Source organism: Nocardioides anomalus (assembly GCF_011046535.1).
Taxonomy (GTDB): Bacteria; Actinomycetota; Actinomycetes; order Propionibacteriales; family Nocardioidaceae; genus Nocardioides; species Nocardioides anomalus.
This window is the reverse complement of sequence record NZ_CP049257.1, coordinates 554,553-579,552: the sequence shown is the minus strand read 5'-3', so window position 1 is coordinate 579,552 and position 25,000 is coordinate 554,553. Positions and strand designations below refer to the sequence as shown.

General features: G+C 75.4%; 25 protein-coding genes. 11 read left to right on the top strand and 14 right to left on the bottom strand.

Going from position 1 to position 25,000, the window contains the following annotated elements:
• Positions 1-8 precede the first annotated feature (8 nt).
• Both G5V58_RS03020 and G5V58_RS03015 read left to right on the top strand, forming a co-directional pair.
• Positions 9-1,340 (top strand): sugar ABC transporter permease, encoded by a 1,332-nt coding sequence (locus G5V58_RS03020; protein WP_165228647.1) that lies wholly within the window; start codon positions 9-11, stop codon positions 1,338-1,340.
• 7 nt (positions 1,341-1,347) lie between these two features.
• Positions 1,348-2,568, top strand: a complete 1,221-nt coding sequence (locus G5V58_RS03015) for an ROK family protein (protein WP_165228645.1) — start codon at positions 1,348-1,350, stop codon at positions 2,566-2,568.
• A gap of 9 nt (positions 2,569-2,577) precedes the next feature.
• Here the strand turns inward: G5V58_RS03015 and G5V58_RS03010 are convergent, their stop codons facing one another.
• The 3 genes from G5V58_RS03010 to xylB are packed head-to-tail and all read right to left on the bottom strand — an operon-like array spanning position 2,578 to position 6,317.
• Positions 2,578-3,747 carry an ROK family protein gene (locus G5V58_RS03010; RefSeq protein ID WP_165228643.1) on the bottom strand — a complete coding sequence of 390 codons (1,170 nt, stop codon included), beginning with the start codon at positions 3,745-3,747 and terminating at the stop codon, positions 2,578-2,580.
• A 16-nt stretch (positions 3,748-3,763) separates the two neighbouring features.
• Entirely contained in the window at positions 3,764-4,924 is a 1,161-nt protein-coding gene (gene xylA / locus G5V58_RS03005) for a xylose isomerase (RefSeq protein ID WP_165238563.1), read from the bottom strand.
• A gap of 7 nt (positions 4,925-4,931) precedes the next feature.
• Positions 4,932-6,317 (bottom strand): xylulokinase, encoded by a 1,386-nt coding sequence (xylB, locus tag G5V58_RS03000; RefSeq protein WP_165228641.1) that lies wholly within the window; start codon positions 6,315-6,317, stop codon positions 4,932-4,934.
• Between the two features lie 77 nt (positions 6,318-6,394).
• Here xylB and G5V58_RS02995 point away from each other — a divergent pair, with 77 nt between their 5' ends.
• Together G5V58_RS02995 and G5V58_RS02990 are read left to right on the top strand one after the other, a co-directional pair.
• Entirely contained in the window at positions 6,395-6,844 is a 450-nt protein-coding gene (locus G5V58_RS02995; protein ID WP_165228639.1) for a DUF5709 domain-containing protein, read from the top strand.
• A gap of 73 nt (positions 6,845-6,917) precedes the next feature.
• Positions 6,918-7,058, top strand: a complete 141-nt coding sequence (locus tag G5V58_RS02990; RefSeq protein WP_165228637.1) for a GPGG-motif small membrane protein — start codon at positions 6,918-6,920, stop codon at positions 7,056-7,058.
• 33 nt (positions 7,059-7,091) lie between these two features.
• On the opposite strand, the gene G5V58_RS02985 is transcribed toward G5V58_RS02990, so the two are convergent.
• Positions 7,092-7,757: a UdgX family uracil-DNA binding protein gene (locus G5V58_RS02985; RefSeq protein WP_165228635.1), complete on the bottom strand. Its 666-nt coding sequence runs from the start codon at positions 7,755-7,757 to the stop codon at positions 7,092-7,094.
• A gap of 74 nt (positions 7,758-7,831) precedes the next feature.
• Here G5V58_RS02985 and G5V58_RS02980 point away from each other — a divergent pair, with 74 nt between their 5' ends.
• Positions 7,832-8,701, top strand: a complete 870-nt coding sequence (locus G5V58_RS02980) for a TIGR03619 family F420-dependent LLM class oxidoreductase (RefSeq protein WP_165228633.1) — start codon at positions 7,832-7,834, stop codon at positions 8,699-8,701.
• 10 nt (positions 8,702-8,711) lie between these two features.
• Here G5V58_RS02980 and G5V58_RS02975 read toward each other — a convergent pair whose 3' ends face one another.
• The gene (locus tag G5V58_RS02975; protein WP_165228631.1) at positions 8,712-9,659 is read right to left on the bottom strand and encodes a calcium-binding protein; all 948 of its coding nucleotides are present in this window, start codon (positions 9,657-9,659) and stop codon (positions 8,712-8,714) included.
• A 60-nt stretch (positions 9,660-9,719) separates the two neighbouring features.
• On the bottom strand, positions 9,720-10,484 hold the full coding sequence (locus G5V58_RS02970) for a calcium-binding protein (RefSeq protein WP_230487028.1): 765 nt from the start codon (positions 10,482-10,484) through the stop codon (positions 9,720-9,722).
• Between the two features lie 34 nt (positions 10,485-10,518).
• Between G5V58_RS02970 and G5V58_RS02965 the strand changes: the two genes are divergently transcribed.
• From G5V58_RS02965 to G5V58_RS02955, 3 genes are read left to right on the top strand one after another with little or no spacing between them, the layout of a single operon-like run.
• Complete coding sequence (locus G5V58_RS02965) at positions 10,519-11,106, top strand: GNAT family N-acetyltransferase (RefSeq protein ID WP_165228629.1); 588 nt, start codon at positions 10,519-10,521, stop codon at positions 11,104-11,106.
• 57 nt (positions 11,107-11,163) lie between these two features.
• Entirely contained in the window at positions 11,164-11,586 is a 423-nt protein-coding gene (locus G5V58_RS02960) for a Rieske (2Fe-2S) protein (protein WP_165228627.1), read from the top strand.
• A gap of 59 nt (positions 11,587-11,645) precedes the next feature.
• A complete protein-coding gene (locus G5V58_RS02955; RefSeq protein WP_165228625.1) occupies positions 11,646-12,593 on the top strand; it encodes an alpha/beta fold hydrolase in 948 nt (315 codons plus the stop codon).
• Positions 12,594-12,609: 16 nt separating this feature from the next.
• On the opposite strand, the gene G5V58_RS26320 is transcribed toward G5V58_RS02955, so the two are convergent.
• Both G5V58_RS26320 and G5V58_RS02945 read right to left on the bottom strand, forming a co-directional pair.
• Positions 12,610-13,029, bottom strand: a complete 420-nt coding sequence (locus tag G5V58_RS26320) for a tetratricopeptide repeat protein (protein WP_268991257.1) — start codon at positions 13,027-13,029, stop codon at positions 12,610-12,612.
• A gap of 6 nt (positions 13,030-13,035) precedes the next feature.
• The gene (locus G5V58_RS02945; protein WP_165228622.1) at positions 13,036-13,671 is read right to left on the bottom strand and encodes a helix-turn-helix transcriptional regulator; all 636 of its coding nucleotides are present in this window, start codon (positions 13,669-13,671) and stop codon (positions 13,036-13,038) included.
• 171 nt (positions 13,672-13,842) lie between these two features.
• Between G5V58_RS02945 and G5V58_RS02940 the strand changes: the two genes are divergently transcribed.
• Both G5V58_RS02940 and G5V58_RS02935 read left to right on the top strand, forming a co-directional pair.
• Positions 13,843-14,673, top strand: coding sequence for a DICT sensory domain-containing protein (locus G5V58_RS02940; protein WP_165228620.1), 831 nt, complete (start codon positions 13,843-13,845; stop codon positions 14,671-14,673).
• 20 nt (positions 14,674-14,693) lie between these two features.
• Positions 14,694-15,056 carry a hypothetical protein gene (locus G5V58_RS02935; protein WP_165228618.1) on the top strand — a complete coding sequence of 121 codons (363 nt, stop codon included), beginning with the start codon at positions 14,694-14,696 and terminating at the stop codon, positions 15,054-15,056.
• A gap of 19 nt (positions 15,057-15,075) precedes the next feature.
• Here the strand turns inward: G5V58_RS02935 and G5V58_RS02930 are convergent, their stop codons facing one another.
• The 6 genes from G5V58_RS02930 to G5V58_RS02905 all read right to left on the bottom strand — a co-directional run bounded on the left by G5V58_RS02930 (position 15,076) and on the right by G5V58_RS02905 (position 21,376).
• On the bottom strand, positions 15,076-15,738 hold the full coding sequence (locus G5V58_RS02930; protein WP_165228616.1) for an ATP-binding cassette domain-containing protein: 663 nt from the start codon (positions 15,736-15,738) through the stop codon (positions 15,076-15,078).
• On the bottom strand, positions 15,735-16,610 hold the full coding sequence (locus G5V58_RS02925; RefSeq protein WP_165228614.1) for an ABC transporter ATP-binding protein: 876 nt from the start codon (positions 16,608-16,610) through the stop codon (positions 15,735-15,737). Before G5V58_RS02925 ends, G5V58_RS02930 begins: the two co-directional genes overlap by 4 nt.
• Positions 16,610-19,654 (bottom strand): FtsX-like permease family protein, encoded by a 3,045-nt coding sequence (locus G5V58_RS02920; protein WP_165228612.1) that lies wholly within the window; start codon positions 19,652-19,654, stop codon positions 16,610-16,612. Before G5V58_RS02920 ends, G5V58_RS02925 begins: the two co-directional genes overlap by 1 nt.
• 74 nt (positions 19,655-19,728) lie before the next feature.
• Positions 19,729-20,238, bottom strand: coding sequence for a GNAT family N-acetyltransferase (locus G5V58_RS02915; RefSeq protein WP_165228610.1), 510 nt, complete (start codon positions 20,236-20,238; stop codon positions 19,729-19,731).
• Positions 20,235-20,696, bottom strand: coding sequence for an SRPBCC family protein (locus G5V58_RS02910; protein WP_165228608.1), 462 nt, complete (start codon positions 20,694-20,696; stop codon positions 20,235-20,237). The genes G5V58_RS02915 and G5V58_RS02910 overlap by 4 nt, the downstream gene beginning before the upstream one ends.
• Positions 20,693-21,376, bottom strand: a complete 684-nt coding sequence (locus G5V58_RS02905; protein ID WP_165228606.1) for a hemerythrin domain-containing protein — start codon at positions 21,374-21,376, stop codon at positions 20,693-20,695. Before G5V58_RS02905 ends, G5V58_RS02910 begins: the two co-directional genes overlap by 4 nt.
• Positions 21,377-21,625: 249 nt before the next feature.
• Here G5V58_RS02905 and G5V58_RS02900 point away from each other — a divergent pair, with 249 nt between their 5' ends.
• Positions 21,626-24,979, top strand: coding sequence for a BTAD domain-containing putative transcriptional regulator (locus G5V58_RS02900; RefSeq protein WP_165228604.1), 3,354 nt, complete (start codon positions 21,626-21,628; stop codon positions 24,977-24,979).
• Positions 24,980-25,000 lie beyond the last annotated feature (21 nt).

Below are 25,000 nucleotides of genomic sequence, written 5' to 3'. Positions count from 1 at the left end.
AGACGGACATGACCATCAGCTCCGAGAACTCCGAGAGCACCGACGCCCAGGGCGCGGCCAAGGACCCGGTCGCGGGCTCCGACCCGGGCACCGCCAGCACCAGCGGCGCCTTCGACATCGACAGCCGCCAGGCGGGCACGCTCGGCGACGCGGCGCGCGACTACCTCAACCGGCTGCGCGGCGGCGACATGGGCTCGCTGCCCGCCATCCTCGGCCTCGTCGTGCTGTTCGTGGTCTTCAGCTCGCTGAACGACCGCTTCCTCACGACGTACAACATGGCGAACCTCGTCGTGCAGGCCGGCTCCATCTGCGTGCTGGCCATGGGCCTGGTCTTCGTCCTGCTGCTGGGCGAGATCGACCTGTCCGCCGGCGTGGCCGGTGGCTTCTGCGCCACCATCACGGCCCTGGCGATCCTCGACCACGGCCAGTCCTGGTGGGTCGCCACCCTGGCCGGCGTGGCCTGCGGCGCGATCATCGGCCTCATCATCGGCGTGCTGGTGACCGTCCTCGGCATCCCGTCGTTCATCGTCACCCTGGCCTTCTTCCTCGGGCTCCAGGCCGGTCCGCTGAAGCTGATCGGCTCCGGCGGCTCGCTGCGCTACGACGACGAGGTGCTGCGCGGGCTGTCGATCAAGAACGTGCCGGTCACCGCCGGCTGGATCGCCGCGGTGGTCATCGTGGTCGGGTTCGCGGCGCTGTCGCTCTACCAGTACCGCTCGCGCTCCTCGCGCGGCCTGGTGCACAAGCCGATCGCGCTGGTCGTGCTGCAGATCGCGGTGCTGGCCGTGATCGTCCTCGGCCTCACCGCGCTGCTGAGCAAGAACCGCGCGCCGAACCCGGCCATCTTCAACATCAGCGGCATCCCGTGGGTCGCCCCGGTGGTCATCGCGCTGCTGCTGTTCTGGACCTTCGTGCTCACCCGCACCCGCTTCGGCCGGCACCTGTACGCCGTCGGCGGCAACGCCGAGGCCGCGCGCCGGGCCGGCATCAACGTGACCCGGATCAAGGTCACCGCCTTCGTGCTGTGCTCGTCCATGGCGGCGGTCAGCGGCCTGCTGCTGGCGTCGTTCGTCGGCAAGGTCTCGCCGGGATCCGGCGGCGGCAACGTCCTGCTGTACGCCGTGGGCGCGGCCGTCATCGGCGGCACCAGCCTCTTCGGCGGCCGGGGCAAGGCGATCCACGCGGTGATCGGCGGTCTGGTGATCGCCACCATCCCCAACGGCCTGGGACTGCTCAACCAGGCCAGCTACATCAACTACCTCGTCACCGGTGGCGTGCTCCTCCTCGCCGCGAGCGTCGACGCGATCTCGCGCCGCCGCCGTTCGGCGGCGGGGGTCTAGTCCGTCGATGGCGCCCCCACGAGCCGGCCTCGGGACGAACCAGGAGGCGGTCAGGCGACACAACCTGGGCACCCTCCTGCGTCACGTCCACCAACGGGGTCAGAGCTCGCGGGCCGAGCTGACCAAGGGGATGGGGCTCAACCGGAGCACCATCGCCGGGCTGGTCGCCGAGCTGGAGTCGCTCGGCGCCGTGGAGCACGCCGACACCGTCGGCGGCACCCGCGGCGCCGGGCGCCCCTCGGTGGGCGTGCGGGTCGCGCGCAACGGCCCGTTCGTGGTCGCGGTCGACCTCGGCGTCGACCGGGCCGTCGTGGCCCGGGTCGGCATGGGCGGCACCGTGCTCGAGCGGGCCGAGACGGTCTTCGAGGGCAGTGAGGCCTGGCAGGTCGGCGCGGTCGTGGCCGGGCTGGTGCGCAAGGTGGTCGCGGACGCCCCGGACCTCTCCCCGCTCGTCGGGATCGGGATCAGCGTCCCGGGTCTGGTGCGCCGCAGCGACGGGCTGATCCGGCTCGCGCCCAACCTGGACTGGCACGACGTCTCCTTCGGCAGCATCGTGCTGGCCGCGCTGGGCGTCGACGTGCCGATCTCGCTGGCCAACGACGCGGACCTAGGCGCGATGGCCGAGCACGAGCGCGGCGCCGCGGTGGGCGTCGGCGACCTCATCTACGTCTCCGGCAACGTCGGCGTCGGCGCCGGCGTCATCACCGGCGGCCAGCGGCTCGAGGGCGCCGGGGGGTACGCCGGCGAGATCGGCCACCTGCGCTTCAACCCGGGCGGCAAGCCCTGCCACTGCGGCAACCTGGGCTGCTGGGAGACCGAGGTCGGTGCGCACGCGATCGCCGACGCGATCCGCTGCCCGCCCGAGCGGGTCCCCGAGCTCGGCGCCGTGCTGGCCGGCTACGCCAAGGCGCCGCGCGAGCTGCGCGCGATCGGCCAGGCCATCGGCCAGGGGCTGGCCAGCCTCATCAACGCCTTCAACCCCCAGGTCGTGGTCATGGGTGGCTACTTCGGGGCGCTCTACTCCCTCGTGCGCGACGAGATCGACGGCGGCGTGGCCGACGGCGCGCTGCCGGCCGCGGCCGAGTCGGTGACGCTCGCCCACCCGGCCCTCGGCGACGACTCGGTGCTGCTCGGTGCGGCCGAGATGGCCTTCGAGCCGCTCTTCGTCGACCCGCCCTCCGCGCTGGGCCGCGCCATCCTGGACGCCCGCGCCCGGGTCGCGGGCTAGCGCCGGGCCCTAGGGCGCCAGCTCGACCTCGCCGGCGAAGACGCCGGCGAAGGCGCGCTCGGCCGCGCCGAGCGCCGCGGCCTCGATGCCGAGCGTGCCGACCCGCAGCTCCGGCCCCTGCCGCGGGCCGAGGACGCGCTCGGCCAGGGTCGCGCGGGCCGGGTCGAGGACGAGGTCGCCCAGCGGCACGAAGTAGCCGCCCAGGACGACCACGGCCGGGTCCAGCACCTCGCAGAGCACGGCCAGGCCCCGCCCGAGGTCCCGGCCGAGCCGGGCGAGCCCGGCGCGCACCTCGTCGTCGTCGCGGGCGCGCAGGGCGACGGCCTCGGCCGAGGCCAGCGGGGTGCCGACCTCGGGCTCCTCGACGGCGCGGAGCATGGCGTGCAGGCCGACGGCGGTCTCCCAGCAGCCGCGGCGACCGCAGCCGCAGACCGCGGCGGGATCGCCGATGGGCATGTGGCCGACCTCCCCGGCGAAGCCCGAGCCGCCGCGGACCAGCTCCCCGCCGTCCACGATGCCGGCGCCGACGCCGACGGTGCCGGTCAGGTAGAGCAGCGAGGCGGTGTCGGTGGCCGCGCCGTGGTGGGCCTCGGCGTACGCCGCGCAGTCGGCGTCGTTGGCCACGTGCACCGGGCCCCGGCCGAGCACCGCGGCCACGCGCTCGGCCACGACCTCGCCGTCGATGTCGACGTTGGGCGCCCAGTCCACCGTGCGGTCGTCGCCGCGCACCAGCCCCGGCACCGCCACCACGCTGCCGACCAGCACCCGGTCCTCGATCGGGCGGGCGGTGTCGGCGACCAGCGCCACCAGGGCCTCGAGGGGCGCGGCGTCGCCCACCGGACGCACCTCGTGGGCGACGGTCCCGCCGGCCAGGTCGAGGACCACGGCCGCGACGTAGTCGACGTTGAGCTCGAGCCCGAGCGCGACGTAGCGCTCCCCCGCCAGCGCGACCGGGCGACCGGGCCGGCCCCGCGAGCCCGGCCGGGCCGGCTCCTCGGCGACGGCGTGCAGCGCCTCCAGCTCGCCGACGATGGTGCCGACGGTGGCCTTGGCCAGCCCCGTGCGCTGCGCGAGCTCGCTGCGGCTCCCGGGACCGAGACGGCGCAGGCTGCGCAGCACCAGCGAGGCGTTCTGCCTGCGCAACCGCTCGGTGCTGGCGGGGCTGGCCGGCTCGGTCACCGCGGACCCCTGAGGATCAGCGCACGCCGTAGAGGTGCTCGAGCGCCAGCTGGTCGAGGTGCTCGGTGGCCGCGCCGAGCTGGGCGAGCTGCTCCGGGTCGGGCAGCGACCACTCGAGCAGCTGCTGCCAGCCCTCGCCGTCGCCCAGGGTCGGCTGGGCGAGCTCGGGCAGCCGGGCGGCGGCCAGCGCCTCCTGGACCTCGGGGTCGGCGCGGAACGCCTTCACCTTCTCGCGCAGGATGAGGTAGTTGCGCATGTTGGCGGCGGCGCTGACCCACACGCCGTCCTCGTCCTCGACGCGCGACGGCTTGTAGTCGAAGTGGACCGGGCCGTCGTACCCGCCCGCGAGCAGCACGTCGACGATCCAGAACGCGCCGCGGACGTTGCCCGCACCGAAGCGGAGGTCCTGATCGTACTTCGGGCCGTTCTGGCCGTTGAGGTCGATGTGGAAGAGCTTGCCGGACCACAGCGCCTGGGCGTAGCCCGCGGCGGCGTTCATCCCGGCCATCTCCTCGTGCCCGATCTCCGGGTTCACGCCGACCAGCTCGGGCCGCTCGAGCTCGTTGATGAAGGCCAGCGCGTGGCCGATCGTGGGCAGCAGGATGTCGCCGCGCGGCTCGTTGGGCTTGGGCTCGATGGCGAACTTGAGGTCGTAGCCCTGCTCGGTGACGTAGTCGCCGAGGAGGTCGAAGGCCTCCTTCATCCGGTCCAGCGCGACCGCGGTGTCCTGCGAGGCGCCGTACTCCGCGCCCTCGCGACCGCCCCACGCGACGTACACCTTGGCGCCGAGCTCGGCGGCCAGGTCGACGTTGCGCATCACCTTGCGGATCGCGAAGCGGCGGATGTCGCGGTTGTTGTTGGTGAAGCCGCCAGCCTTGAACACCGGGTGGCTGAAGAGGTTGGTGGTCGCGGTGGTCACGACCAGGCCGGTGTCGGCCAGGCCCTTCTTGAACCGGTCGATGATCTGCTGGCGCGTCGCGTCGTCGCTGCCGAACGGGATCACGTCGTCGTCGTGGAAGTTCACGCCGTAGGCGCCGAGCTCGGCCAGCTTCTCCAGCGCGTGCACGGTGTCCATGGGCGGCCGGGTGGCCGGGCCGAAGGGGTCGACGCCCTGCCAGCCGACGGTCCAGAGGCCGAAGGAGAACTTGTCCTCGGGGGTGGGGGTGGGCACGGTGATGGTCACATCAGCTCCAGTCGGTGGTGCGGTCGCGCAGCTCGGAGTAGCGCGCGCGGACGTCGGGGGTGGGGTCGGCCTCGAGCAGCTCGGTGCCCCGCACCGGCCAGGTGGGCGGGGCCTCGGTGCCGGCCAGGGCCCAGGCGGCCTGCCGGGCCGCGCCGAGGGCGACGTACTCCCCCGCGGGCGGCACGACCACCGGCCGGCCCAGGACCGCCGGCGCGAGGGCGCGCACGGCCGCGCTGCGGGCGGCGCCGCCGACGAGCAGGACGCGCCCCACGGGCTCGGGCACCCGCTCGGCCAGCAGGTCGGCGGCGTCGGCCAGCGAGCAGAGCAGTGCCTCGTACGCCGCGCGCGCGAGGTCGGCGCGGGTGGTCGTCGGCCGCAGTCCGGTCCAGGTGCCGGTGGCGTCCGGTCGGTTCGGCGTGCGCTCGCCGCCGTAGTAGGGCGAGATCGTCACCCCGTGGGCGCCGGCGGGAGCGCTGAGGGCGAGCTCGGCCAGCCCGTCGTGGTCCACCCCGAGCAGGGCGGCCTGGAGGTCGAGGATGCGCGCGGCGTTCATCGTGGCGATCAGCGGCAGGAACCCGCCGGTGGCGTCGGCGAAGCAGGTCACCGTCCCGGTGCCGTCGACGGCGGCCGCGCGGCTGACCGTCGAGGCCACGCCGGACGTCCCGACCGAGAGCAGCACGTCGCCTGGCTCGAGGGCCATCCCCAGCGCCGCCGCCGCGTTGTCGCCGGTCCCCGCGCCGATGGCCTGGCCGCCGGGCGTGCGACCGGCCACGGCGCCGGGCGCCACGACCTCGGGCACGGCGGCGGGGTGGCCGAGCGCGGCCTCGAGCAGGTCCTCGCGCCAGCGGTCCTCCATCGCGGAGTAGTAGCCGGTCCCGGACGCGTCGCCGCGGTCGGTGAAGGCGCGGGTGCCGGGCTCGGCGAGGTGCGCCGAGACGTAGTCGTGCGGCAGCAGCACCTGCTCCACGCGCGCGGCGTTCTCGGGCTCGTGGTCGCGCAGCCAGCGCAGCTTGGTGACGGTGAACGACGCGACCAGCACACTGCCCACCGCCTCGGCGCAGGCCTCGGGGCCGCCGTGCTCGGCGATGAGCTGGCGCGCGGCCTCGGCGGAGCGGGTGTCGTTCCACAGCAGCGCGTCGCGCACCGGCTCGCCGTCGGCGCCCAGGGCGACCATGCCGTGCTGCTGGCCCCCGACCGCCAGGGCCTCCGCCCGCTCCAGCAGCGGACCGGCCGCGTCGTCGACCGCGGCGAGCCACGCCCGCGGGTCGACTTCGGTACCGTCGGGATGCGCCGCGGACCGCTGGTCGACGACCGTGCCGTCGTCGCTGTCGACGAGGACCGCCTTGCAGGACTGGGTCGAGGTGTCGACCCCCAGGACGAGTGCCACCCGCCTATTTAGTACGAGTCTTGAACTAAAGTCAAGGCTCGGGATTGCTGAGTCACCCCTCGGGGTACTCCTGAGCCGTGACGGAGAACAGCCCCGAGGAAGCCGAGACCTACAACGACTACAGCGTCGACGACGAGGACCAGCCCTCGAACGTCGACGACCTGGGCGACCCGGACGTCGACGACGCGCTCGACCGCGGCTACTCGCCGCCGGAGAAGTGGTCGGCCGCGCAGGGCTTCGGCAACACGCCGTACGAGGAGGCCGCCGGCGAGACGCTGGACCAGCGCCTCGAGCAGGAGGTCCCTGAGGCCGACCCGTACGACGAGGCCGCGTCCGCCGACGACGACGAGCAGCTCGACGACGGCGAGGTCGGCGACGAGCGCGCCGGCCGGCTGGTCGCACCCGACGAGGGCGCCCACGAGGACACCGAGGGTGACCTCGTCGGCGACGACGTCGGCATCGACGGCGCCGCCGCCTCCGCCGAGGAGGCGGCCGTGCACGTGGTCCCCGAGGACGGGGACTACTGAGTCGGCTCCTGACCAGGAGCCGTCGAGGGAGGGACGCACCGCCTGACGGCGGGCGTGGGAGAAAGGGAAAGAGATGTTTCTGCTCTGGATTCTGGCGGTGCTCATCGGCATCGCGGGCATCGTGGCGCTGTTCCGCGGGTCGATCCTCTGGGGGCTCATCCTGATCGTCCTGGCGTTCGTGGTGGGCCCGGGCGGCTACAGCATCTTCAAGTAGCCCGGCGGACGGCCCCTGACCCGACTGGGCGGGTCAGGCGCCCCGCAGGGCCTCCGCCGCGATCCGGAGGTCGGCCACCAGCCCGGAGTACGCCGCCTCGCGCTGGTCCTCAGCCCGCAGCACCGCCGACGGGTGCGTGGTGGGGAGCACCCACTGCGGTGCGTTGGCCACCGGGAACCGCTCCGGCCAGTCCGTGAGCGACCCGCGCATCTCCCCCACCCGGAACGCCGAGCCGAAGACCAGCTTGCCGGCCGTGCCCCCGAGCACGACGACGCCCACCGGCTGCAGCTGGGTGAACTCGGCGGCCAGCCACGGCGCGCACGCGGTGACGTGCACCTGGTTGGGCGTCTGGTGGATGCGCTGCTTGCCGCGCCCCCGGAAGCGGAAGTGCTTGACCACGTTGGTGCGGTAGGTGTCGGCGCGGTCGATGCCCGCCTCGTCGAGGGCCTGGACCAGGAGCCGACCGGCCGGGCCGACGAACGGCTTGCCCTGGCGGTCCTCCTGGTCGCCGGGCTGCTCGCCGAGCAGGACCAGGCGCGCCTGCGGCAGCCCGTCCCCCATCACCGCCTGGGTCGTGTCCTGCCACAGCTCGCAGCCGCGGCACTCCTGCACCGCCTCGCGCAGCTGGGGCAGGGTCGCCCCTTCGGGCACCCACCGCTGGGCGCCGGGGCGGTCGGTCGTCTCGGAGTCGTCGGCCATGACGGGTGGGTACCCCGCGCCGACGTGGTCGCTCCCAGCGGGCGCCCCGCACTAGAACCTGTTCTAATCCCTGGGTGCGGTTCTCGATCAGCACGGCGTTCCTGCCGACCGACCAGCTCGTCCCGATCGCCCGGGCGGCCGACGAGCTGGGCTACGACAGCCTGGCCATGCCCGACCACGTGGTCGACCTCGAGACGCTGCGCACGCCGTACCCCTACACGCCCGACGGGTCGCGACGCTGGAGCCCGGACGCGGAGTGGCCGGACCCGTGGGTGATGGCCGGCGCACTGTCGACCGTCACCACGCGGCTGCGCTTCGTGACCACGGTCTACGTGCCGGCGCTGCGCAGCCCGTTCCAGGTGGCCAAGTCGGTGGGCACGGCGGCGGTGGTGTCCGGCAACCGGGTCGGGCTCGGGGTGGGGATCGGGTGGTGCGAGGAGGAGTTCGAGCTGCTCGGCCAGTCCTTCCGGACCCGCGGCCGGCGCACCGACGAGGGCCTCGCGCTGATGCGGGAGCTGTGGCAGCCGGGCTGGCGGGAGTTCCACGGCGAGGTGTACGACGCGCCGCGGCTGACCATGGAGCCGACGCCCACCGCGCCGGTGCCGGTCTACGTCGGCGGGCTGTCGGACGTCGCCTTCGCGCGCGCGGCGCGGCACGACGGCTGGATCGGCGACATGTACCCCACCGAGGAGGCGGTCGCCTGGGCCGCCCGGCTGCGTGACGCGCGGGAGGCGGTCGACGCGGAGGGCGACTTCGCGGTCTTCTGCGCGCTCACCGACGCCTTCTTGCCCGAGCACTTCGCGCGCGCCGAGCGCGGTGGGGTCACCGACGCGATGACGATGCCCTGGATGTACTACTCCGGCCGGGACGCCACCCTGGAGCAGAAGCTCGAGGGCATGGCGCGCTTCGCCGAGGACGTGCTGAGACCCGTCAACGAGGCCTGAGCGCGGCTGGTCAGAAGCCGGCCGGCACCGTTCCCATGTTGGCCAGGATCGCGGCGTACTCCGGCGTGCCCTTCGCGACCACGGTCGGCGTCGGGCAGTAGTTGATGTGGTCCGTGCGGTCCGGGCCGCCGACGAGGATCAGCTGATCGCCCGGGTCGCCGTTGGTGACGCCGCCGTCGGCGCAGTAGACCTCGTCGCGGATGCCGTCGTTGAGGACGTAGATCTTGTCGCCGCCGGGCTCGCCGTAGGTGTCGCCGCCGCCGTAGCCGACGTAGATGGTGTCGTCGCCCTCGTCGGCCGAGAGGTGGTCGGTGCCACCGCCGCTGTAGAGGATGTCGTTGCCGGCGCCGCCGTCGAGGTCGTCGTCGCCGTCGCCGCCGTAGACGAGGTCGTCGCCGTCGCCGCCCTGGACGTAGTCGTTGCCGGCCTCGCCGTAGAGGACGTCGTTGCCGTTGATGCCCTTGATCTGGTCGTCGCCGTCGCCGCCCCAGGCCTGGTCGTTGCCATCGGCCATGCTGAGGATGTCGTTGCCGGCGTCGCCGTGGGCCACGTCGTCGCCGCTGCCCATGCTGAAGGTGTCGTTGCCGTCGCCGCCGGTGGCGGTGTCGTTGCCGGCCTGACCGTCGAACTGGTCGTTGCCGATCCCGCCGTCCATGGTGTCGTTGCCGCCACCACCCTTGAGAGCGTCGTCGCCGTCCTCGCCGTACAGCAGGTCAGCGCCGGGACCGCCCTCGAGGGTGTCGTTGCCGGTGCCGCCCCAGGCCTTGTCGTTGCCGGCCATGCCCTTGAAGCGGTCGTTGCCGTCCTTGCCCTTGAACTTGTCGTTCTTGGGTGTGCCCTTGACGGTGTCGGCCTTCTTGGTCCCGTGGAAGTTCTTCGCGTCGGCCGCGAGCGGCGGGACCAGCGCGAGGACCGCCACGGAGGCGGGGACGACGAGGGCTCGGCGGAGTCGACTCACGGGACGACGCTAACCCGAGCCGCTCGGGCCGCGGACGAGAACCCGAGCTTTCTCACCCTTTCAGCGGAGGGTGCGCGCGAGGAGGCTCCACGGCAGGGTCATCCGCTGGGTGGTGATCGTCGGGCAGTGCGCGATCTCGTCGAGCGGGTCGCGACCGCCGACCAGCACCACCTCGTCGCCGGGGTCGCCGGCCTGCGGGTCGCCGCAGTAGACGACGTCCTTGGCCCCGTCGTTGAGCAGGTAGATCGTGTCGGCCCCCGGCTCGCCGTACACCTCGTCGGCGCCGGGCCCGACGCGCAGCACGTCGTCGCCCTCGTCGGCCGAGAGGTGGTCGTCGCCGTCGCCGTCGTCGAGGGTGTCGTTGCCCGCGCCGCCGTCGAGGTCGTCGCGGCCGCCGCCACCCTCGACCACGTCGTCACCCGCGCCGCCCTGCAGGGTCTGGTCGTCGCCCTCACCGCCGACGAGGTGGTCGTCGCCCGCCTGGCCGGTGAGCCGGTCGTCGCCGTCTCCTCCGTCGACCAGGTCGTTGCCTCCGCCGCCCTGGACGGTGTCGTCGCCGGCCTCGCCGTAGCCCTGGTCGGCGCCGCCGCCCAGCTTGAGCGTGTCGTCGCCGTCGCCGCCCCAGGCCTTGTCGTTGCCCCCGGCCCCGGTGATCGTGTCGTTGCCGCCGTAGCCGTAGAACCTGTCGTTCGAGCTCTTGCCCTTCAGCGTGTTGTCGCGGTCGTTGCCGGTGTACTTCTTGGCCTCGGCCCCCACCTGGGGCGCCAGCACGAGGGCCAGGGCGGCGACGGGCACGACGACGAGCTGCGGCAGGCGGCGGTTCACGCGGCGACCCTAATCGGAGGACTACCGTCTGGGAATGGCCGGTGACCGGGGCTCGATCGAGGTGCGGCCGGCGACGGTCTTCGACGACGTCGCCACCATGCTGGGGCCGAAGCGGAGCCCGGACGCCACCGTCTGCTGGTGCCTGAGCCACCGCGTGGACTCGCGCACCAACCGCTCCCTGGCCGGGCGCGAGCGCGCGGCGTACGTGCGCGACCTGGTGGCCGCTCCCGTGCCGCCGGGCGTCCTGGCCTACGACGGCGACGAGGTGTGCGGGTGGGCGGGAGTGGCCCCGCGCGCCGAGCTGCCGGTGGCGCGCTCGACCAGGATCGCGGCGTACGACGACCAGCCGGTGTGGAACGTCTTCTGCGTCCGGGTGCGACCCGGCTTCCGCGGCCGCGGGGTCAGCGCCGCGCTCATCGAGGGCGCGGTCGAGCTCGCCCGCGCCCACGGCGCCCCGGCCGTCGAGGCCGTCCCCGTCGACAACCGTGGCGCGAAGGTGGACCTGACGATGGCGTTCGTCGGGACCCTGGCGATGTTCGAGCGGGCCGGCTTCACCCAGGTCGCGGAGACCCGGTCGGTCAGCGCCGGCTTCCCGCGCGTGGTGGTGCGCCGAGCGCTCTGAGCCGAGCTCGGGGCGCGCTCACAGGCTCCTCTTGGGGCGGTCGTACAGGATTTCACCATGACCGACGTGATGAGCCGGCGCATCGTCTTCCAGGGCATGGGGGTGCTCGGCATCGCCGTGGCGCTGGCCGGGTGCGGGGGCTCGTCGTCCGACGAGGCCGGCGATCCCGACACCTCGCCGCCGGTCACGGCGGGGAGCGAGCTGACCACCACCGACGAGGTGCCCGTGGGCGGCGGGATCGTCCTGGCCGACGCCGGTGTCGTGGTGACCCAGCCGACCGACGGCGAGTTCAAGGCCTTCGCCGCGGTGTGCACCCACCAGGGTGCGGCGCTCGACGCGGTCGGCTCGGACGGCATCGAGTGCCCCCTGCACGGCAGCCGCTTCTCCATCGACGACGGCTCGGTGACCCAGGGCCCCGCCACGCAGTCGCTGGCCACCGTCCCCATCACCGTCGACGGCACCAAGATCCTCGTGGCCTGATCGACCACAGCCTGGCCGAGGAGCGCATGCCGCGCGGCGGGGTGGGGCACTCTGGGGCGATGAGCCACCGGGTCCGCGGCTACCCCGACGTCCTCGACACCCACCTCGAGGTGGGCGGGCGGCGGGTCCGCGTCCTGCGCGCGGAGTCCCGCGCCTCCGAGGCCTCCGCCGAGCCGCAGCTGCTGGTGCACGGGCTGGGCGGCTCGGCGGCCACCTGGGTCGAGGTGATGAGCGGACTGGCCGCGCACGGCCCGGTCGTGGCGCTGGACCTGCCCGGCTTCGGACGGACCGCACCGCTGCCGGACGACCGGCTCACCGTGCGGGGGTACGTCGACGTGGTGCTCGAGGCGGCCGAGGCGCTCGGCTGGGCGAGCTTCGCGCTGCACGGCAACTCCATGGGCGGCCTCGTCGGCACCGTGCTGGCGGCCCGCCACCCCGACCGGGTCGCGCGGCTCGTGCTCGTCTCCCCCGCACTGCCGCCGCGGCTGCCGGTCGGCCTGGTCCTGCCCTCGCGCGCGACCCTCGAGGGGATGCTGCCGGTCGCGCTGTCGTCGGTGACCGCCGCCGCCCTCGGCGCCGTCGGCCTGGCCGGCCCGAGCCTCAGCCAGCGCCGCGACCGGGCGATGCTGCAGCTGATCTTCCCCGACCCCGACAGCGTCGACCGCCGGGTCCTCGACCTGATGGCCGCCGACCTCACCTCACCGGAGCTGAGCCCGGAGACCCGGCGCAGCGCGCTGCTCGGCGCGCTCGCCTCGATCGCCGCGACCTGGACCGACCCGCGGGGCGTGTGGCGCGCCGTACGCCGCGTGCAGGCGCCCACGCTCCTGCTCGGCGGCACCGCCGACGCCCTCGTCCCCGCCCGCACCCTGCGGGCGGTCCTGGCCGCGCGCCCCGACTGGGAGGGCCACGTCCTCGATGACCGGCGCCACGTGCTCATGCTCGAGGACCCGGAGGTCTACCTCGACCTGGTCGCCACCTGGCGCCGGCGTACCGATGCCGCGGCCTGAGGCCGGTCCGGACGCCTCAGCTGAGCTGTGCCACCCGGGCCTGGACCCGGTTGGCCGCGGCCTGGTGGACCGGGTCGCCGCTCATGGCGGCGGCCAGCCGCAGGTGCGGCAGGGCCTCGGCCGGCCGGCTCTGGCGCTCGAGCGCGCGACCGAGGGCGTGGCGGGCCCACACGTCGCTGGGGTCGTCGTCGACCAGTGCCGCGAGCTCCTGCTCGGCCCGGCCGAGCTGGGCGCGGATGAGGTAGGCCCAGGCCCGCAGGGTGCGGAGCCCGTGGTTGCGGGGCTCCTGCTCCAGGGCGGGCTCGAGCACGTCCAGGGCCTCAGCCGGAGCGCGCCGCTCCAGCAGGTCGTAGGCCACGCGGTAGGCCGACTGCGGCTGGGCCACCTTGCCCGGGAAGACCACGGCCGGTGCCTCGAACTCGAACTCCTCGCTCACGGTCCCTCAACGGTCTGCGGGGGTCTCGGCATTCCCGACGGCGAGCGTCGCGGGACCGCCGCCGACCAGCCGGACCAGGTCGTGCCGGACCGCCCACAACACGGCCTCGCTGCGACTGGTGGCCTTGATCTTGCGGTAGCCGAGCCGGATGTAGCTCTTGACCGAGTTGATGCTCAGGAAGAGCCGCGCGGCGATGTCGTGGTTGCGCAGGCCCTGGGCGATGAGGGCGAGGATCTCGAGCTCGCGGGTGGTCAGCCCGGTCGAGCTCGCCACGGCCGCGAGGGCCGCCGCCCGCCGCGCCGCGGGGTCCTGGCGGTAGCCGGCGGCGGTGCGCTCGACGGCCTGCAGCAGGCCGGGACCGCTGATCGAGGCCGGCACCACGATGGCCACGCCCATCGCCTGGGCGCCCTCGCCGAGGTCGGGTCGGCCCAGCGGCTCCAGGCCCAGCACGGGCGCGCGACCGGCGACCAGGTGGTCCAGGTCCTCCGAGCCACCCGCGGCCAACCCGGCCAGGTCGTAGATCACCACGTCGTGGCCGCTCAGGTGGCCGTCGGACGAGGCCACGTCGAGCACGGCGACCCGGGCCGGGTGCGCGCCCAGGAGCGCGGTGATGCCCGCCCGGGTCAGCGGATGGCGCGACACGACGGCGGCTCGCACCGGCGTGCGCGGTCTGGCGTTGTCCAACGGTGGCCTCTCGCCGTACTTTTCGATCGTGTACAAGTATCCATGTCCTACCTAGACACTCTGTCGAGGATCTAGCATGGCGGGTGTGCAGACCACGTGCCTCACCTCCAGGGCTGAACCAGGAGCCCGGTGAGCGCCGGGCCGGACGAGCTCATCGGCATCGGTGAGCTCGAGGCGCGCACGGGGGTGGCCAGCACGACGCTGCGGGCGTGGGAGCGGCGCGTGGGCTTCCCGGCGCCGGTCCGGACGGCCGGAGGACAGCGCCGCTACCTCGCCAGCGACGTCGAGCGGGTCGGGCGGGTGCTGGCCGAGAGGCAGCGCGGCCTGTCCCTGAGCGCCGCGGTCGCCGCGGTCAACCGGGTCGTCGGCGCAGGGGACACGCAGTCGCTGTACGCCGCGCTGCGCGCCGCGCACCCGCACCTGGAGCCGATCCGGGTCGGCGAGCGCGTGATGAAGGCGCTGTCCTGGTCCATCGAGGACGAGTGCCTGGCCTACGCGTCGCGGCCGCTGCTCTTCGGCTGCTTCCAGCACCAGCGCCACCTGGAGCGGGCCGGCCGGCGCTGGCGCGAGCTCGCCCGCTCCGCCACTTCCGCGGTGACGTTCTCCGACTTCGCCGCCAGCGACCCCGACGCGTCGCCCGCGCGCGTCGCGCTGCCCGAGGACTCCCCCATGCGCAACGAGTGGGCCGTGGTCTGCGTCGACCCGCGCTTCAGCGTCGTGCTCGTGGCCTGGGAGCCACCGCGCGACGGCACCACCGGCGGCGCCCGTCGCTTCGAGGGGCTGGTCAGCCTGGAGCCCGAAGTGGTCCGCGACGCCGCCGCCCACTGCGCGACCACCGCGGCCGGCCTCGGCCTCCCGGACCTGCCCGCCACCACCGCGGCCCACACCGCCGCCCTCGCCGAGGACCCGGGCCGCTCGATCTCGCTGCTGCGCCGCTTCGCGACGTACGCCGACGCCTGAGCATCGGGTACCGCCCGACCATGGCCTCTCCGCTCAGCCGCACCCTCTCCTCCGCCACGGCGGCCTACGGCGTCTTCGCGCTCGCCCGCCCCGCCCACCTGTGGCAGGCGCTGCAGGCCGAGCAGCACAGCGCCGGCCTCGAGCTGCTCGCCCGGACCTTCGGCGTGCGCGACCTGGCCATCAGCAGCCTCGCGGTGTTCGGCCGCTCCGACCGCACGGTCCGCACCGCCATGGCGCTGCGCATCGCCATGGACCTCGGTGACTGCGCCCTGTTGGCCACCTGGACCGACGACGAGGACGTGCGCAAGAAGGTGCTCGCGGTCACCCTCGGGTGGGCCGGCCTGAACGCGCTCGCGCTGACCGTGGACCGCGCCCGGGGCTGAGCCTGGGACGGTCCCCACGTCAGGTGAAGGGACGCACCCAGGTGGCGTGCCCCTCGTCGAGGGCGAGCTCGGCGTCGGCCGCGGCGGCGGCCTCGGGGTCGTGGGTGGCCAGCACCACCGCAGCCCCCCGCTCGACCGCGGCACGCAGCGCTCCGAGCACGACCCCACGGTTGCCGCTGTCCAGCTCGCTCGTGGCCTCGTCGGCCAGCAGGAGGGTGGGCCGGGCCGCCAGGGCCCGGGCGACGGCGACCCGCTGGGCCTGGCCACCGGACAGCTCCTCGACCAGGTGGTCCCTCCACTCGGCCAGCCCGACCAGGCGCAGCGCCTCCTCGCCGCGGGCCGTGGCGTCCCGGGCGTCGTGCCCTTGGGCCAGCAGCGGCACGACGACGTTCTCCGCGGCCGTGAGCACGGTGGCCAGCCCGTTGCCCTGCGGCACGAGCACCGCACCGCGGGCCGCCGCCTGGTGCCGGGCGCCGACCGGGATCCCGTCGAGGAGGACGCGACCGCGGTCGGGCCTCAGTGCCCCCGCCATCGCCCACAGCAGGGAGGTCTTTCCGGCTCCCGACGGGCCGGTCACCGCCAGCACCCGACCCGCCGGCACGACCAGGCTCACACCGGCCACGGCGACCACCTCGCCGTGGCGGACCTCGACGTCCTCCAGCGCCAGCCGCGAGCCGCTCACGAGCCCTCCTCGACGCGCAGCCGGTAGACCCCGTGGTCGAGCTCGAAGCGCACCAGCGTGCCCGGTGCCAGCAGCTCCAGCGCGTGGGCCGGCAGCGGGAGGAACCCGTCGGCGGTCACCACGGCGTACTCCTCACCCGAACGGCCCTCGCCCCCGATCCGGCCGTCCCGGATCGTCACGGTGCGCGGGACCCACCGCGCCACCTCGGCGTCGTGGGTGACCAGCACGACCGTCGTCCCCCACCGCCGGTTCACGGCGCTCAGCGCCGCCAGGACCCGCTCTCTGGCCGCGTGGTCGAGCCGGCTCGTCGGCTCGTCCGCGAGCAGCAGTCCCGGCGCGGTGGCCAGCACCACGGCCAGGGTGACCAGCTGCAGCTGCCCGGGGGTGAACGACGACAGCGGCGCGCCACCGTCGCCGGCGAGCCCGACGGTGCGCAGCAGCTCGGACGCGTCCGGGAGCCGCGCCTCGCCGCGGGCCCGCCGCGCGGCGTGCTGGGCGAAAGCGATGTTCTCCTCGGCGGTCAGGAACGGCACGAGGTTGCGGGCGGCCCCCTGCAGCATCAGCGACGCCCCGTGGGCGTGCAGCCGGTCCAGCTCGGGCTGCGCGGCCCGGGTCAGGTCGAGCTCCCCCACGTGGACGCTGCCGGCGGTCGGTCGGAACAGCCCGGCCAGCAACGACAGCAGCGTCGACTTCCCCGCGCCCGACGGGCCGAGCAGCGCCACCACCTCCCCGGCCCGCACGCTCAGGTCGACCCCGGCGAGGGCGGCCACGTCGCGACCCTCGCCGCGATAGACGTGCACCAGCCCCCGGGTCCGCACGCTCAGGCCACGAGGGCCCGGCGCGCCCGGCTCGGCGGTCGGCTCGACGACCATCAGACCGACTCCTCGACCAGCTCGAGGACGGCCCGGCGCGCGACCCACCGGGCCGCGGCCGACGCCACCGCGACGAGCACCAGCAGCGCCACGGAGGCTCCGGTCAGCACCGCCGACCACGGCGTCGAGAAGTCGGTGGTGTCGACGGCCGGCGGGTCGGTGAACTGGCGTACGCCGGGCAGAGCGAGCACGCCGGCGCCGAGCCCGCAGGCGGTCCCGGCGACCGCGCCGACCACGACGACGGGGAGCTGACCGAACAGCTCCACCCGCCGCAGCAGTCTCGGTCGCAGACCCGCCATCCGCAGCGCGGCGAGGTCGCCGGCCCGGGCCCGCCAGGTGGTCGCGGTCGTGACGAGGAGCACCAGCGTGGCCACCAGGACGGCGAGCAGACCGACCAGCACCGAGAGCGCGAGGCTCCACGCCGCCGGTGAGGCGTCGAGCTCGGCGCGGACCTGGCCGACCGTGGTGACGTCGGCGGCGGCCACTCCGCGGTCGCGCAGCGCGGTGCGCACCCGCCGCAGCGCGTCGGCGTCGTCGGACCACACCTCGACCAGGTCGGTCCCGCCCCGAGCCTCCGGGCGGCGCTGGATGCTCTCGAGGTCCACCACGCGCGTGCCCGGAGGCGAGCCCGGCACCTGGGCCACCCGGCCGGTGGCCGTCAGCGCGATCTGGCCGTTCGGCCCCGGCGCGAGGAACTCGCCGGTCTCGTCCCCGCTGACCAGGGCGTGGACCGGCTGGGGCACCCAGGCGTGGGTGAGCACGGGCGGGGACGCGGTCTCGGCGGAGATCGTGACGGCGAGGCCGCCGTCCGCGGCCGCAGCGGCTGTGAGCGTGCCGCCGATGTCGCTGACCCGGGGCCAGTCGTCCGGCGTCCCGAGCGCGAACGGCAGCCCGTCCACCGTCAGCCCGTGCAGGACCACCGTCCCCTCGGTCCGGCCGCCCACCGGGGCGGTGACCTGGAGACCGGTGAGCGTGCACCCGTCGGCGCAGGGCAGGGACACCGCGAAGGACGCCGAGCCGTCGCCGGTCGCGATCACCGACAGCGGCTCGACCAGCGAACGGTGGTCGGGTCCGACGTAGCGCAGGGCGATCCGCAGCTCGTCGACGCGCTCGTGCGCCGGGCCGCGGAGCCGGACGCTCTGCGAGGTGACGGTGCCGCTCAGGGTCGCGCCGGTGAGGTCGAGGGGCTCGACGTCCGGTGCTGCGATCCCCGCCCACTGCGCGGGGTCCGGTGCCGAGCCGGGGAAGAAGGCCACCCGGGGCAGGGCGACCGGGTCCACCGCCACCGTCGGCGGGGTCGCGGAGCCGTTGTTGGTGGTGGTGACGACCGGCGTGAGGTGCTCGCGCTCGGGGTCGGCGGCGCGGACGGCCTCCAGCAGGTCGTCCAGGTCGGTCTCGGGGGCCAGCCGGAGCGAGTAGCGGGCCCCGTTGAGCTGCTCCGCCGCGCCCTGGCGGTTGTGCTGGCCGGTGACCAGAGCGTCGAGGCAGAAGGTGACGAGCGCGGTGGCGACCACGACCATCACCAGGACCGACCGGGCCGCGGGCCGTCGTACCGAGCTGAGGAGCCCGGCCCCCACGACCGCCCGACCGTGCCGGAGGAGCCGGCGGGCCGCCCAGCGGGTGGCGGGGACGACGGCACGGCCCAGCAGCAGCCCCACCGCGACCGCCAGGAGGGTGGGCGCCAGCGTGGCCAGCGGTCCCTCCAGGTTGCCGGTGACGAGGGCGACGACGGCGCTCAGGCAGAAGACCGTCACCGCGAGCTCGACCGCCCCGCCCCGACGACCGCCGTGCGAGGGGGGCACGGCGCGCAGCAGGGACTCGACGGGCTCCCGCGCGGCCCGCCGCGCGGCGACCAGCACGACCCCGAGCACCGCGAGGGCCGCGCCGGCGACGGCGAGCAGGAAGCCGTCGGTCAGTTCGTGGTCGACCGGGACGGGGAAGACCACCCGGGCCACCAGCCCCGTGCCGAACGGCGCCGCGAGGGCCCCGAGAGCCACGCCGGCGAGCGCGAGGGGGGCCAGCTCGGACAGCAGGTACGCCGCGGCGCCCCGCCGTCCCCGCCCACGCAGGCGGACCAGGGCCAGCTCGGCCCGCCGGTCCCCCGTCGCCGCGGCGAGGACCATCCACAGCACCACCGCGACCAGGACCAGCAGCTGGGAGGCCAGGACCACGATCGTCGTCCGTCCCTGGTCGCTGCCGGCGGCCACCCGCTCGGCCATCCCGGGCAGGTCGGTGACCGGGAGGACGTCGACGCTGCCGGAGCTGTCCAGGGCATCGACGCGGATCCGGTCGACGGCGGCCCCGACGCGCAGCAGGCTGTCGTGGTCGACCGTGTCGACGTCGAGGGCCCAGACCACCGAGGTGGCGACGGCGTCCCAGGCCGGCGCCGGGTCGCCGGTGATCGTCTCCGGGGCGGTGACCCAGTCGTCGGTGGCCGGGCCGATGTCGGGGATCTCCGTCCCGGCGCGGCCGGTGGAGGGCGCGCCCAGCCACTCGGCGTCGCGGACCCGGTAGGTGCCCACTACGGTGAGCTCCCCCGTCACGGGCTGGGCCTCGTCCGCGTCGACGGCCTCGGCGAACGACGCCCGGCCGCCGACCGTCCAGCCGTTCAGCTCGATGTCCGCGGTGCTCACCAGGACCTCGCCCGGAGCCGCGGGACACCGGCCGCTCACCACCTCGAGGCGGGCGCACGCCTCGTCCACGGCGTAGAGCCGGGTCAGGACGGAGTCGTCGCTCCCCGGCAGGTCGACGTCGACCGGGACGCCGCGGGCCACGATCGGCGACGCGAAGGACCGCGCGGTCCGCGCGGGCAGCAGTCGTTCCAGGTCGGCGGCCGAGCGCTCGCTGGAGGTGAGCCGCAGCGCACGGTCCGCCGGCGGGGCGTGGGTCAGCACCGAGGTGGCCAGGGCCTGCTCCGCGGCCCGCTGGTAGAGCGGTCCCAGGCAGGCGCTGGTGGTGAGCAGCGCGGCCAGCGCGACCAGGGCCAGTGCTTGGCGCAGGCGGTGGCGGACCCGGCGGGAGCCGGTACGGCGCGTGGTCGGCACAGGGTGTCCTCGTGGGGAGTGGCGCCGCCGCCCCGGCCCTGGGGGTGGCCGGAGCGGCGGCGCGGCCAGGGGGGTCAGGGGGTCTCGGAGGCCTCGATCTCCGGCAGGGCCAGCCACTCCTGCCACGAGAGGTCGCGCCCGACGTACCTCGGGGCGCGCAGCGGCCACACCTCGGCCACCCACTGCGGCACGAACGCGTCGAGCGCAGCCTCGACCGGGCCGCCCACGTGCTCCTCGCGCACCCACCATGAGATCTCGGCGTCGGCGCCGACGCGCTCGGGCGGGTCGACGTAGACGCAGCCGACGAGCTCGGTCTCCTCGGCGTCGAGGAGCGCGTAGTTGAACGAGCTCTGCCGCTGGGCCTCGTCCCAGTGGTACTGCAGGTCCTCGCGGTCCTGCTCCTCGGTGAGGTCGGCCGGCGGCCAGCCCCACGCGGCCCCGTAGATCGACCACAGCCGCTCCCGCGAGCCGCGGACCGCGGGCAGGTCGAGCGGGGTGTCGTCGGGGTGGATCGGCCGGAGGTGGTGCCCGGTGGGCAGCTCGACGCGGCTCGGGTGCTGCCAGCCCTCCGGGAGCCAGGTCACGCCGCACCGACCCGGTTCGCAGCCTCGACCGCGATCTCGGCCAGGTGGGCCGCGTCGGCGGCGTCGGTCCGGCGGTACGACGGCGCCAGCAGCGGCTGCAGCAGCCTGAGCGCGCCGAGCAGCTCGATCTCGGTGTGCAGCCGGACCCGCGAGGTCGTCGAGGAGACCGGCGTGACCACGCGGTGGCCGCGCACCCGCACCGACCGGCTCTGCCCGGCGTACGACGCGGCGAGGGGCTCGGCGCGGTCGACGACGGTGGTCGTGCGGAAGGTCAGGCCCGCGAACACGAGCTCCTCGACCAGCTGCTGGCCGGTGACGGCTCGGCTGTCGGGGCTCGCGGCGAAGGACCGGACCTGCGCGCGCCACAGGGGGTCGCGGCGCCAGTCGAGGACCACTGCGGCGAGCCGGTGGGCGGGCAGCGCGACGTCGACGTCGCGGCTCAGGACGAGAGTGCTCACGGGAGCACGCTGCTCCCGGCCACTGGGGCCGCGCTGGGATCTGACTGGGAGACGTGCCGGAACGCGCGCCGGTCGAGCCGACGCAGGCGCGGCGCTCCGAGCCGGGCGATCAGCCGGAGGTGCCAGCCGGCCCCGGCGACCAACGGGTGGGCCAGCTCGGCGGGCAGCTCGTCCAGGAGCCAGGCCGGGAGCGATAGCAGCAGCCGGGCCGGCGGGCCGGTGCGCAGGCTGGCCTGCACTTCGTCCCACTCCGCGGCGCCGACGTACTGCCCGAGCAGCGGGAGCGCCTCGCTCTCCTCGTGGTCCAGGTGACGCTCGAGCCCGCGCCGGGCGCGCTCCACCGCGCCGGTGGCGTCGCGGCGCACGGCGAGGGCGCCGCGGGCCGGGCGCAGCAGCGCGTCGATGCCGTCGTGCTCGGCCTCGGCCTCGGCGAGGACCCGCAGGGCGTGGCTGTCGCCGGCCTCCGCGGCACGCTCGCGCAGCAGGGGCCAGACGACCAGGTCCTCGTTGTGGTGGTGGTCCTCCAGGACCGCCGCGAACAGGTCCCACCGCCTCAGCAGCGCCGACCACGCCCCGGTGTCGCCGACCGGCGTGGCCACCGCCGCCGCGGCGAAGCGGCGCAGGTCGCGGCGCAGGCCGTGGTGAATGGCCAGCATGGTGGTCAGGTCGATGCCGCTCATCGGGGCTCCTCCCCGGCCCGCCCGGTCCGCACCAGCGGCGGGACGCCGTCCGGTGCGGGGCCCGCGGTGGAGGAGGTGGCACCGGTTCCGGGCGCGGTCGCGGAGAGGGGTGGTCGGGGCACGGTCTGCTCCTGTCTCGGGGGGTCGAGACGACCCTCCCGCCCCGCGCTGCAGTCGCACTGCGGCGGCGCTGCAGTCGGCGCCGTTACCCTCATGGCGGTCATAAAGGTAACGAAGGGCAGGGCCACCATGGGGGCGACCGACGTCGAGGTCGATGTCCTCGGCGCGACATCGCTGCGCGTCGACGGGACGCGGGTCGAGCTGAGTGCGCAGCGTCAGCGCAGCCTGCTGGCGCTGCTGACCCTGGCGCGCGGTCAGCTGGTCTCGGCCGACCGGCTGATCGACCAGCTGTGGCGCGGCGCCCCGTCGCCGGGCGCGGCCAACACCCTCCAGGGGTACGTCGCGTCGCTGCGCCGGCTGCTCGAGCCGCACCGCCGACCGCGCTCGCCCGCCGAGGTGCTCGTGCACGAGGCGGGCGGCTACCGGCTGAGCGTCCCGCGCGACCAGGTCGACGCCGAGCGCTTCGCCGCGACCGTGGCCCGGGCCGAGAAGGAGCTCCGCGCGCACGGCGACCTCGGTCGTCCCAGCGTCGGCGCCGACCACGGGACCGCGGAGCGGGTCCAGCAGGAACTGCTCACCGCCCTCGCCCTGTGGCGGGGTGAGGCGTACGCCGACCTCGACGAGGAGTCGGCTGCGGCCGGGGAGCGGCGCCGGCTCGAGGAGCTCCGCACCGACGCCGACACGCTGGTCGTCGTCACCGACCTGGCCCTGGGCCGCGCGCGCCGGGCCGCGGGGGCCCTGGAGGAGCTCGTCGCCCTCCACCCGCTGCGCGAGCAGCTCTGGGCGCTGTGGGCGGTCGCGCTGGTGCGCACCGACCGGCAGGCCGACGCTCTCGCCCTGCTGGCCCGGCTGCGCGAGACCCTCGGCGAGGAGCTCGGCATCGACCCGAGCCCCTCGGTGCAGCGGCTCCAGGCCGACATCCTGCGCCAGGACCCGGCTCTGCTCGGCACCGGCGGCGGTCCCGGTGACCGCCCTCCGGCCCCGTCGGCTCCCGTCCGGGCCGGCGGCCTGGTCGGGCGCGGCCGCGAGCTGGCGACGCTGCGCACCCTCCTCGCGACCGCGCTCGCGGGCCGCCCGGCCCACGCCGTGGTCGCCGGAGAGGCCGGCATCGGCAAGTCCCGGCTCGTCGCCGAGCTCGTCGAGCAGGTCTCGGCCGGTCCCGGCGCGCCGGCGGTCGCCACGCTGCGAGGTGTCGACGGCGACGACGCACCGCCCCTGTACGCCCTGACCCGGGTGGTCGACGAGCTGTGCGTCGCCGCGGACGTCACGCGCCCGGTCGACCCCGGCCCCGCCGCGACCGCGCCGCCCGACGGCGACGAGGACGAGGTCGGAGCGGCCCGGTTCGCCCAGACCGCGCGTCTGGCCGACGCGGTCCGCGGGCTGGTCCGCCACACCCCGCTGCTCCTGGTCGTCGAGGACGCGCACTGGTGCGACCCGGCCACGCTCCGGGTGCTGACCCACCTCGTGGACCACCTCGCCGACGTGCCCCTCGCCCTGGTGGTGACCCACCGGCCCGAGGGGGCGGCGGCCGTCTCCGGGCTCGTCGGGGCCGTGGCCCGGTCCGGGGGCGCCGAGCTGCACCTCGAGCGACTCGCGCCGGGCGAGGTGGCGGACCTGGCCCGGGCCGTCACCGGACACGAGCTGGACGCCGTCGCCCTGGCCCGGCTCGACGAGCGGGCGGGCGGCCACCCGCTGTACGTCGTCGAGCTGCTGCGCGCGGGGGACCCCGCCGCGGCCGACCCGCCCCCGTCGCTGGCCGGGCTCGTCCGGCGCCGGTTGGCCGCGCTGCCGCAGGACACGGCCGAGGCGCTGCGCTTCGCCGCCGTGGCCGGGGTCCGGTTCGACGCCGAGGTCGTCGCGCGGGCCTGGGGCACCCCGGTGCTCGAGACCTCGGACGCCCTCGCCCTGGCCGGCACCGCCGGCGTGCTGGTGCGGACCGACGACGGCGAGTGGTCCTGGAGCCACGCGCTGGTGCGCGACGCGGTGCTGGCCGACCTGCGCCCGGCGGACCTCTCCGGCCGGCACGCCGCGGTCGCCGAGGCGCTCGAGGCGACGATCGACCCGGTCCGACGGGCCGCGGCCGCGGCGCACTGGCGCGCGGCCGGCACGGCGTACGCCGCTCGGGCCTGGCGCTCGACCAGCGCGACCGCCGAGCGCGCCCGACGGGTCTTCGCCCACGACGACGAGGCCCGCCTCCTGCGCGACGCCCTGGCGGCTCACCGGCTCGACGTCGAGGGCGACGACGACCAGCGCTTCGACCTGCTCGAGCGGTTGGCCGCGGCCTGTCGGCACGCCGACGACTGGGACGGCGCCGCGCTGGCCGTGACCGAGGCGATCGCCGTCGCGGAGCGGATGGATCGTCCGGACCTGGTGGCCCGGGCGGCGACCAGCCTGCCGGAGGGCTCGATCTGGCACGTCCAGCGCTACGGGACGGTCGCCGCGGACCTGGTCCACGCGCTGCGCCGCTCGCTGGGGCTGGTCGACCCCGCCGACCGGGCCCTGCGCTGCCGGATCCTGCTCAGCATCGCGGTGCAGAGCTTCTACATCGCCTCACCCGACGAGCTCGAGGCCCTCACCGACGCGGCCCTCGCGCTGGCCGACCAGCTGGACGACGACGCACTGACCTGCGTCGCGCTCCAGCAGGCCTACTCCGCGTGCTGGCGCCCGGCCACCGCGGCCTGGCGCCTCGAGGCGGCCGAACGCGCGCTGCTCCTCGCGAGGAGCGGCGGCCACGTGCGCCACGAGGTCACCTGCGCGACGTTCCGGGCGATCAGCCTGGTCGAGACCGGTCAGGTCGAGCGTGCCCGCGCCGAGCTGCCGCGCACCCTCGCCCTGGCCGAGCAGCACGGGCAGGTCACGCCGCTGGTGACCCTGCTGCTCCTGCACACACCGCTGCTGCTCATGGCCGGCCGCGACGCGGAGGCCGACCGGGCGCTGGCCCAGGTGCACGAGCTGCGCGAGCGGCTCACCATGTCCAACCTCACCAGTGCCGCGGCCAGCCTGCAGCTGTTGCGGATGACCTGGCGCGGGGAGACCGAGGCCTTCGCGGCGGCCCTCGGCCACCTCGAGGGACACCCCGAGGTGCCGCTGGAGATGCTGGTCGCCGTGGCCATGCTGCGGCTCGGGCTGGACGACGCGGCCGAGGCGCTGCTGAGCAGCTTCCCGGTCCCCGACCCGGACGAGACCTACATGGGCATGGTCGTGGCCGCGATGAGCGCCGAGCTGGCCCTGCGCCGAGGGGACGCGGACCTGGCGGCGCGGGCCTACCGCTGGCTCGCGCCGTACGCCGGGCAGATGGCCGCCGCCGGGTCGACCGCTGCGCTGGGGCCGGTGGACGCCTTCCTCGCCCTGGCCGCCGCGGCCTCGGGACGGACGCCGGAGGCCGCCGCGCACGCCGAGGCCGCGCTGGCGCTGTGCGCCCAGTGGGGACTGCCCCGGCCGGCGCGGTGGCTGCTCGGGCTCAGGGAGCAGCACGTCTTCTGAGCCACCGACCGCAGTCGCGGC

What these genes read in the sequence shown, in the direction of transcription:
- G5V58_RS02925 (WP_165228614.1), bottom strand. Translation starts at nt 16,610, where the DNA reads ATGGTCGTCGAGCCGACCGCCGAGCCGGGCGCGCCGGGCCCTCGTGGC.
- G5V58_RS02955 (WP_165228625.1), top strand. Translation starts at nt 11,646, where the DNA reads ATGAGCCACCGGGTCCGCGGCTACCCCGACGTCCTCGACACCCACCTC.
- G5V58_RS03015 (WP_165228645.1), top strand. Translation starts at nt 1,348, where the DNA reads ATGGCGCCCCCACGAGCCGGCCTCGGGACGAACCAGGAGGCGGTCAGG.
- G5V58_RS03020 (WP_165228647.1), top strand. Translation starts at nt 9, where the DNA reads ATGACCATCAGCTCCGAGAACTCCGAGAGCACCGACGCCCAGGGCGCG.
- G5V58_RS02935 (WP_165228618.1), top strand. Translation starts at nt 14,694, where the DNA reads ATGGCCTCTCCGCTCAGCCGCACCCTCTCCTCCGCCACGGCGGCCTAC.
- G5V58_RS02905 (WP_165228606.1), bottom strand. Translation starts at nt 21,376, where the DNA reads ATGAGCGGCATCGACCTGACCACCATGCTGGCCATTCACCACGGCCTG.
- G5V58_RS02900 (WP_165228604.1), top strand. Translation starts at nt 21,626, where the DNA reads ATGGGGGCGACCGACGTCGAGGTCGATGTCCTCGGCGCGACATCGCTG.
- G5V58_RS02985 (WP_165228635.1), bottom strand. Translation starts at nt 7,757, where the DNA reads ATGGCCGACGACTCCGAGACGACCGACCGCCCCGGCGCCCAGCGGTGG.
- G5V58_RS02990 (WP_165228637.1), top strand. Translation starts at nt 6,918, where the DNA reads ATGTTTCTGCTCTGGATTCTGGCGGTGCTCATCGGCATCGCGGGCATC.
- G5V58_RS02965 (WP_165228629.1), top strand. Translation starts at nt 10,519, where the DNA reads ATGGCCGGTGACCGGGGCTCGATCGAGGTGCGGCCGGCGACGGTCTTC.
- G5V58_RS02960 (WP_165228627.1), top strand. Translation starts at nt 11,164, where the DNA reads ATGACCGACGTGATGAGCCGGCGCATCGTCTTCCAGGGCATGGGGGTG.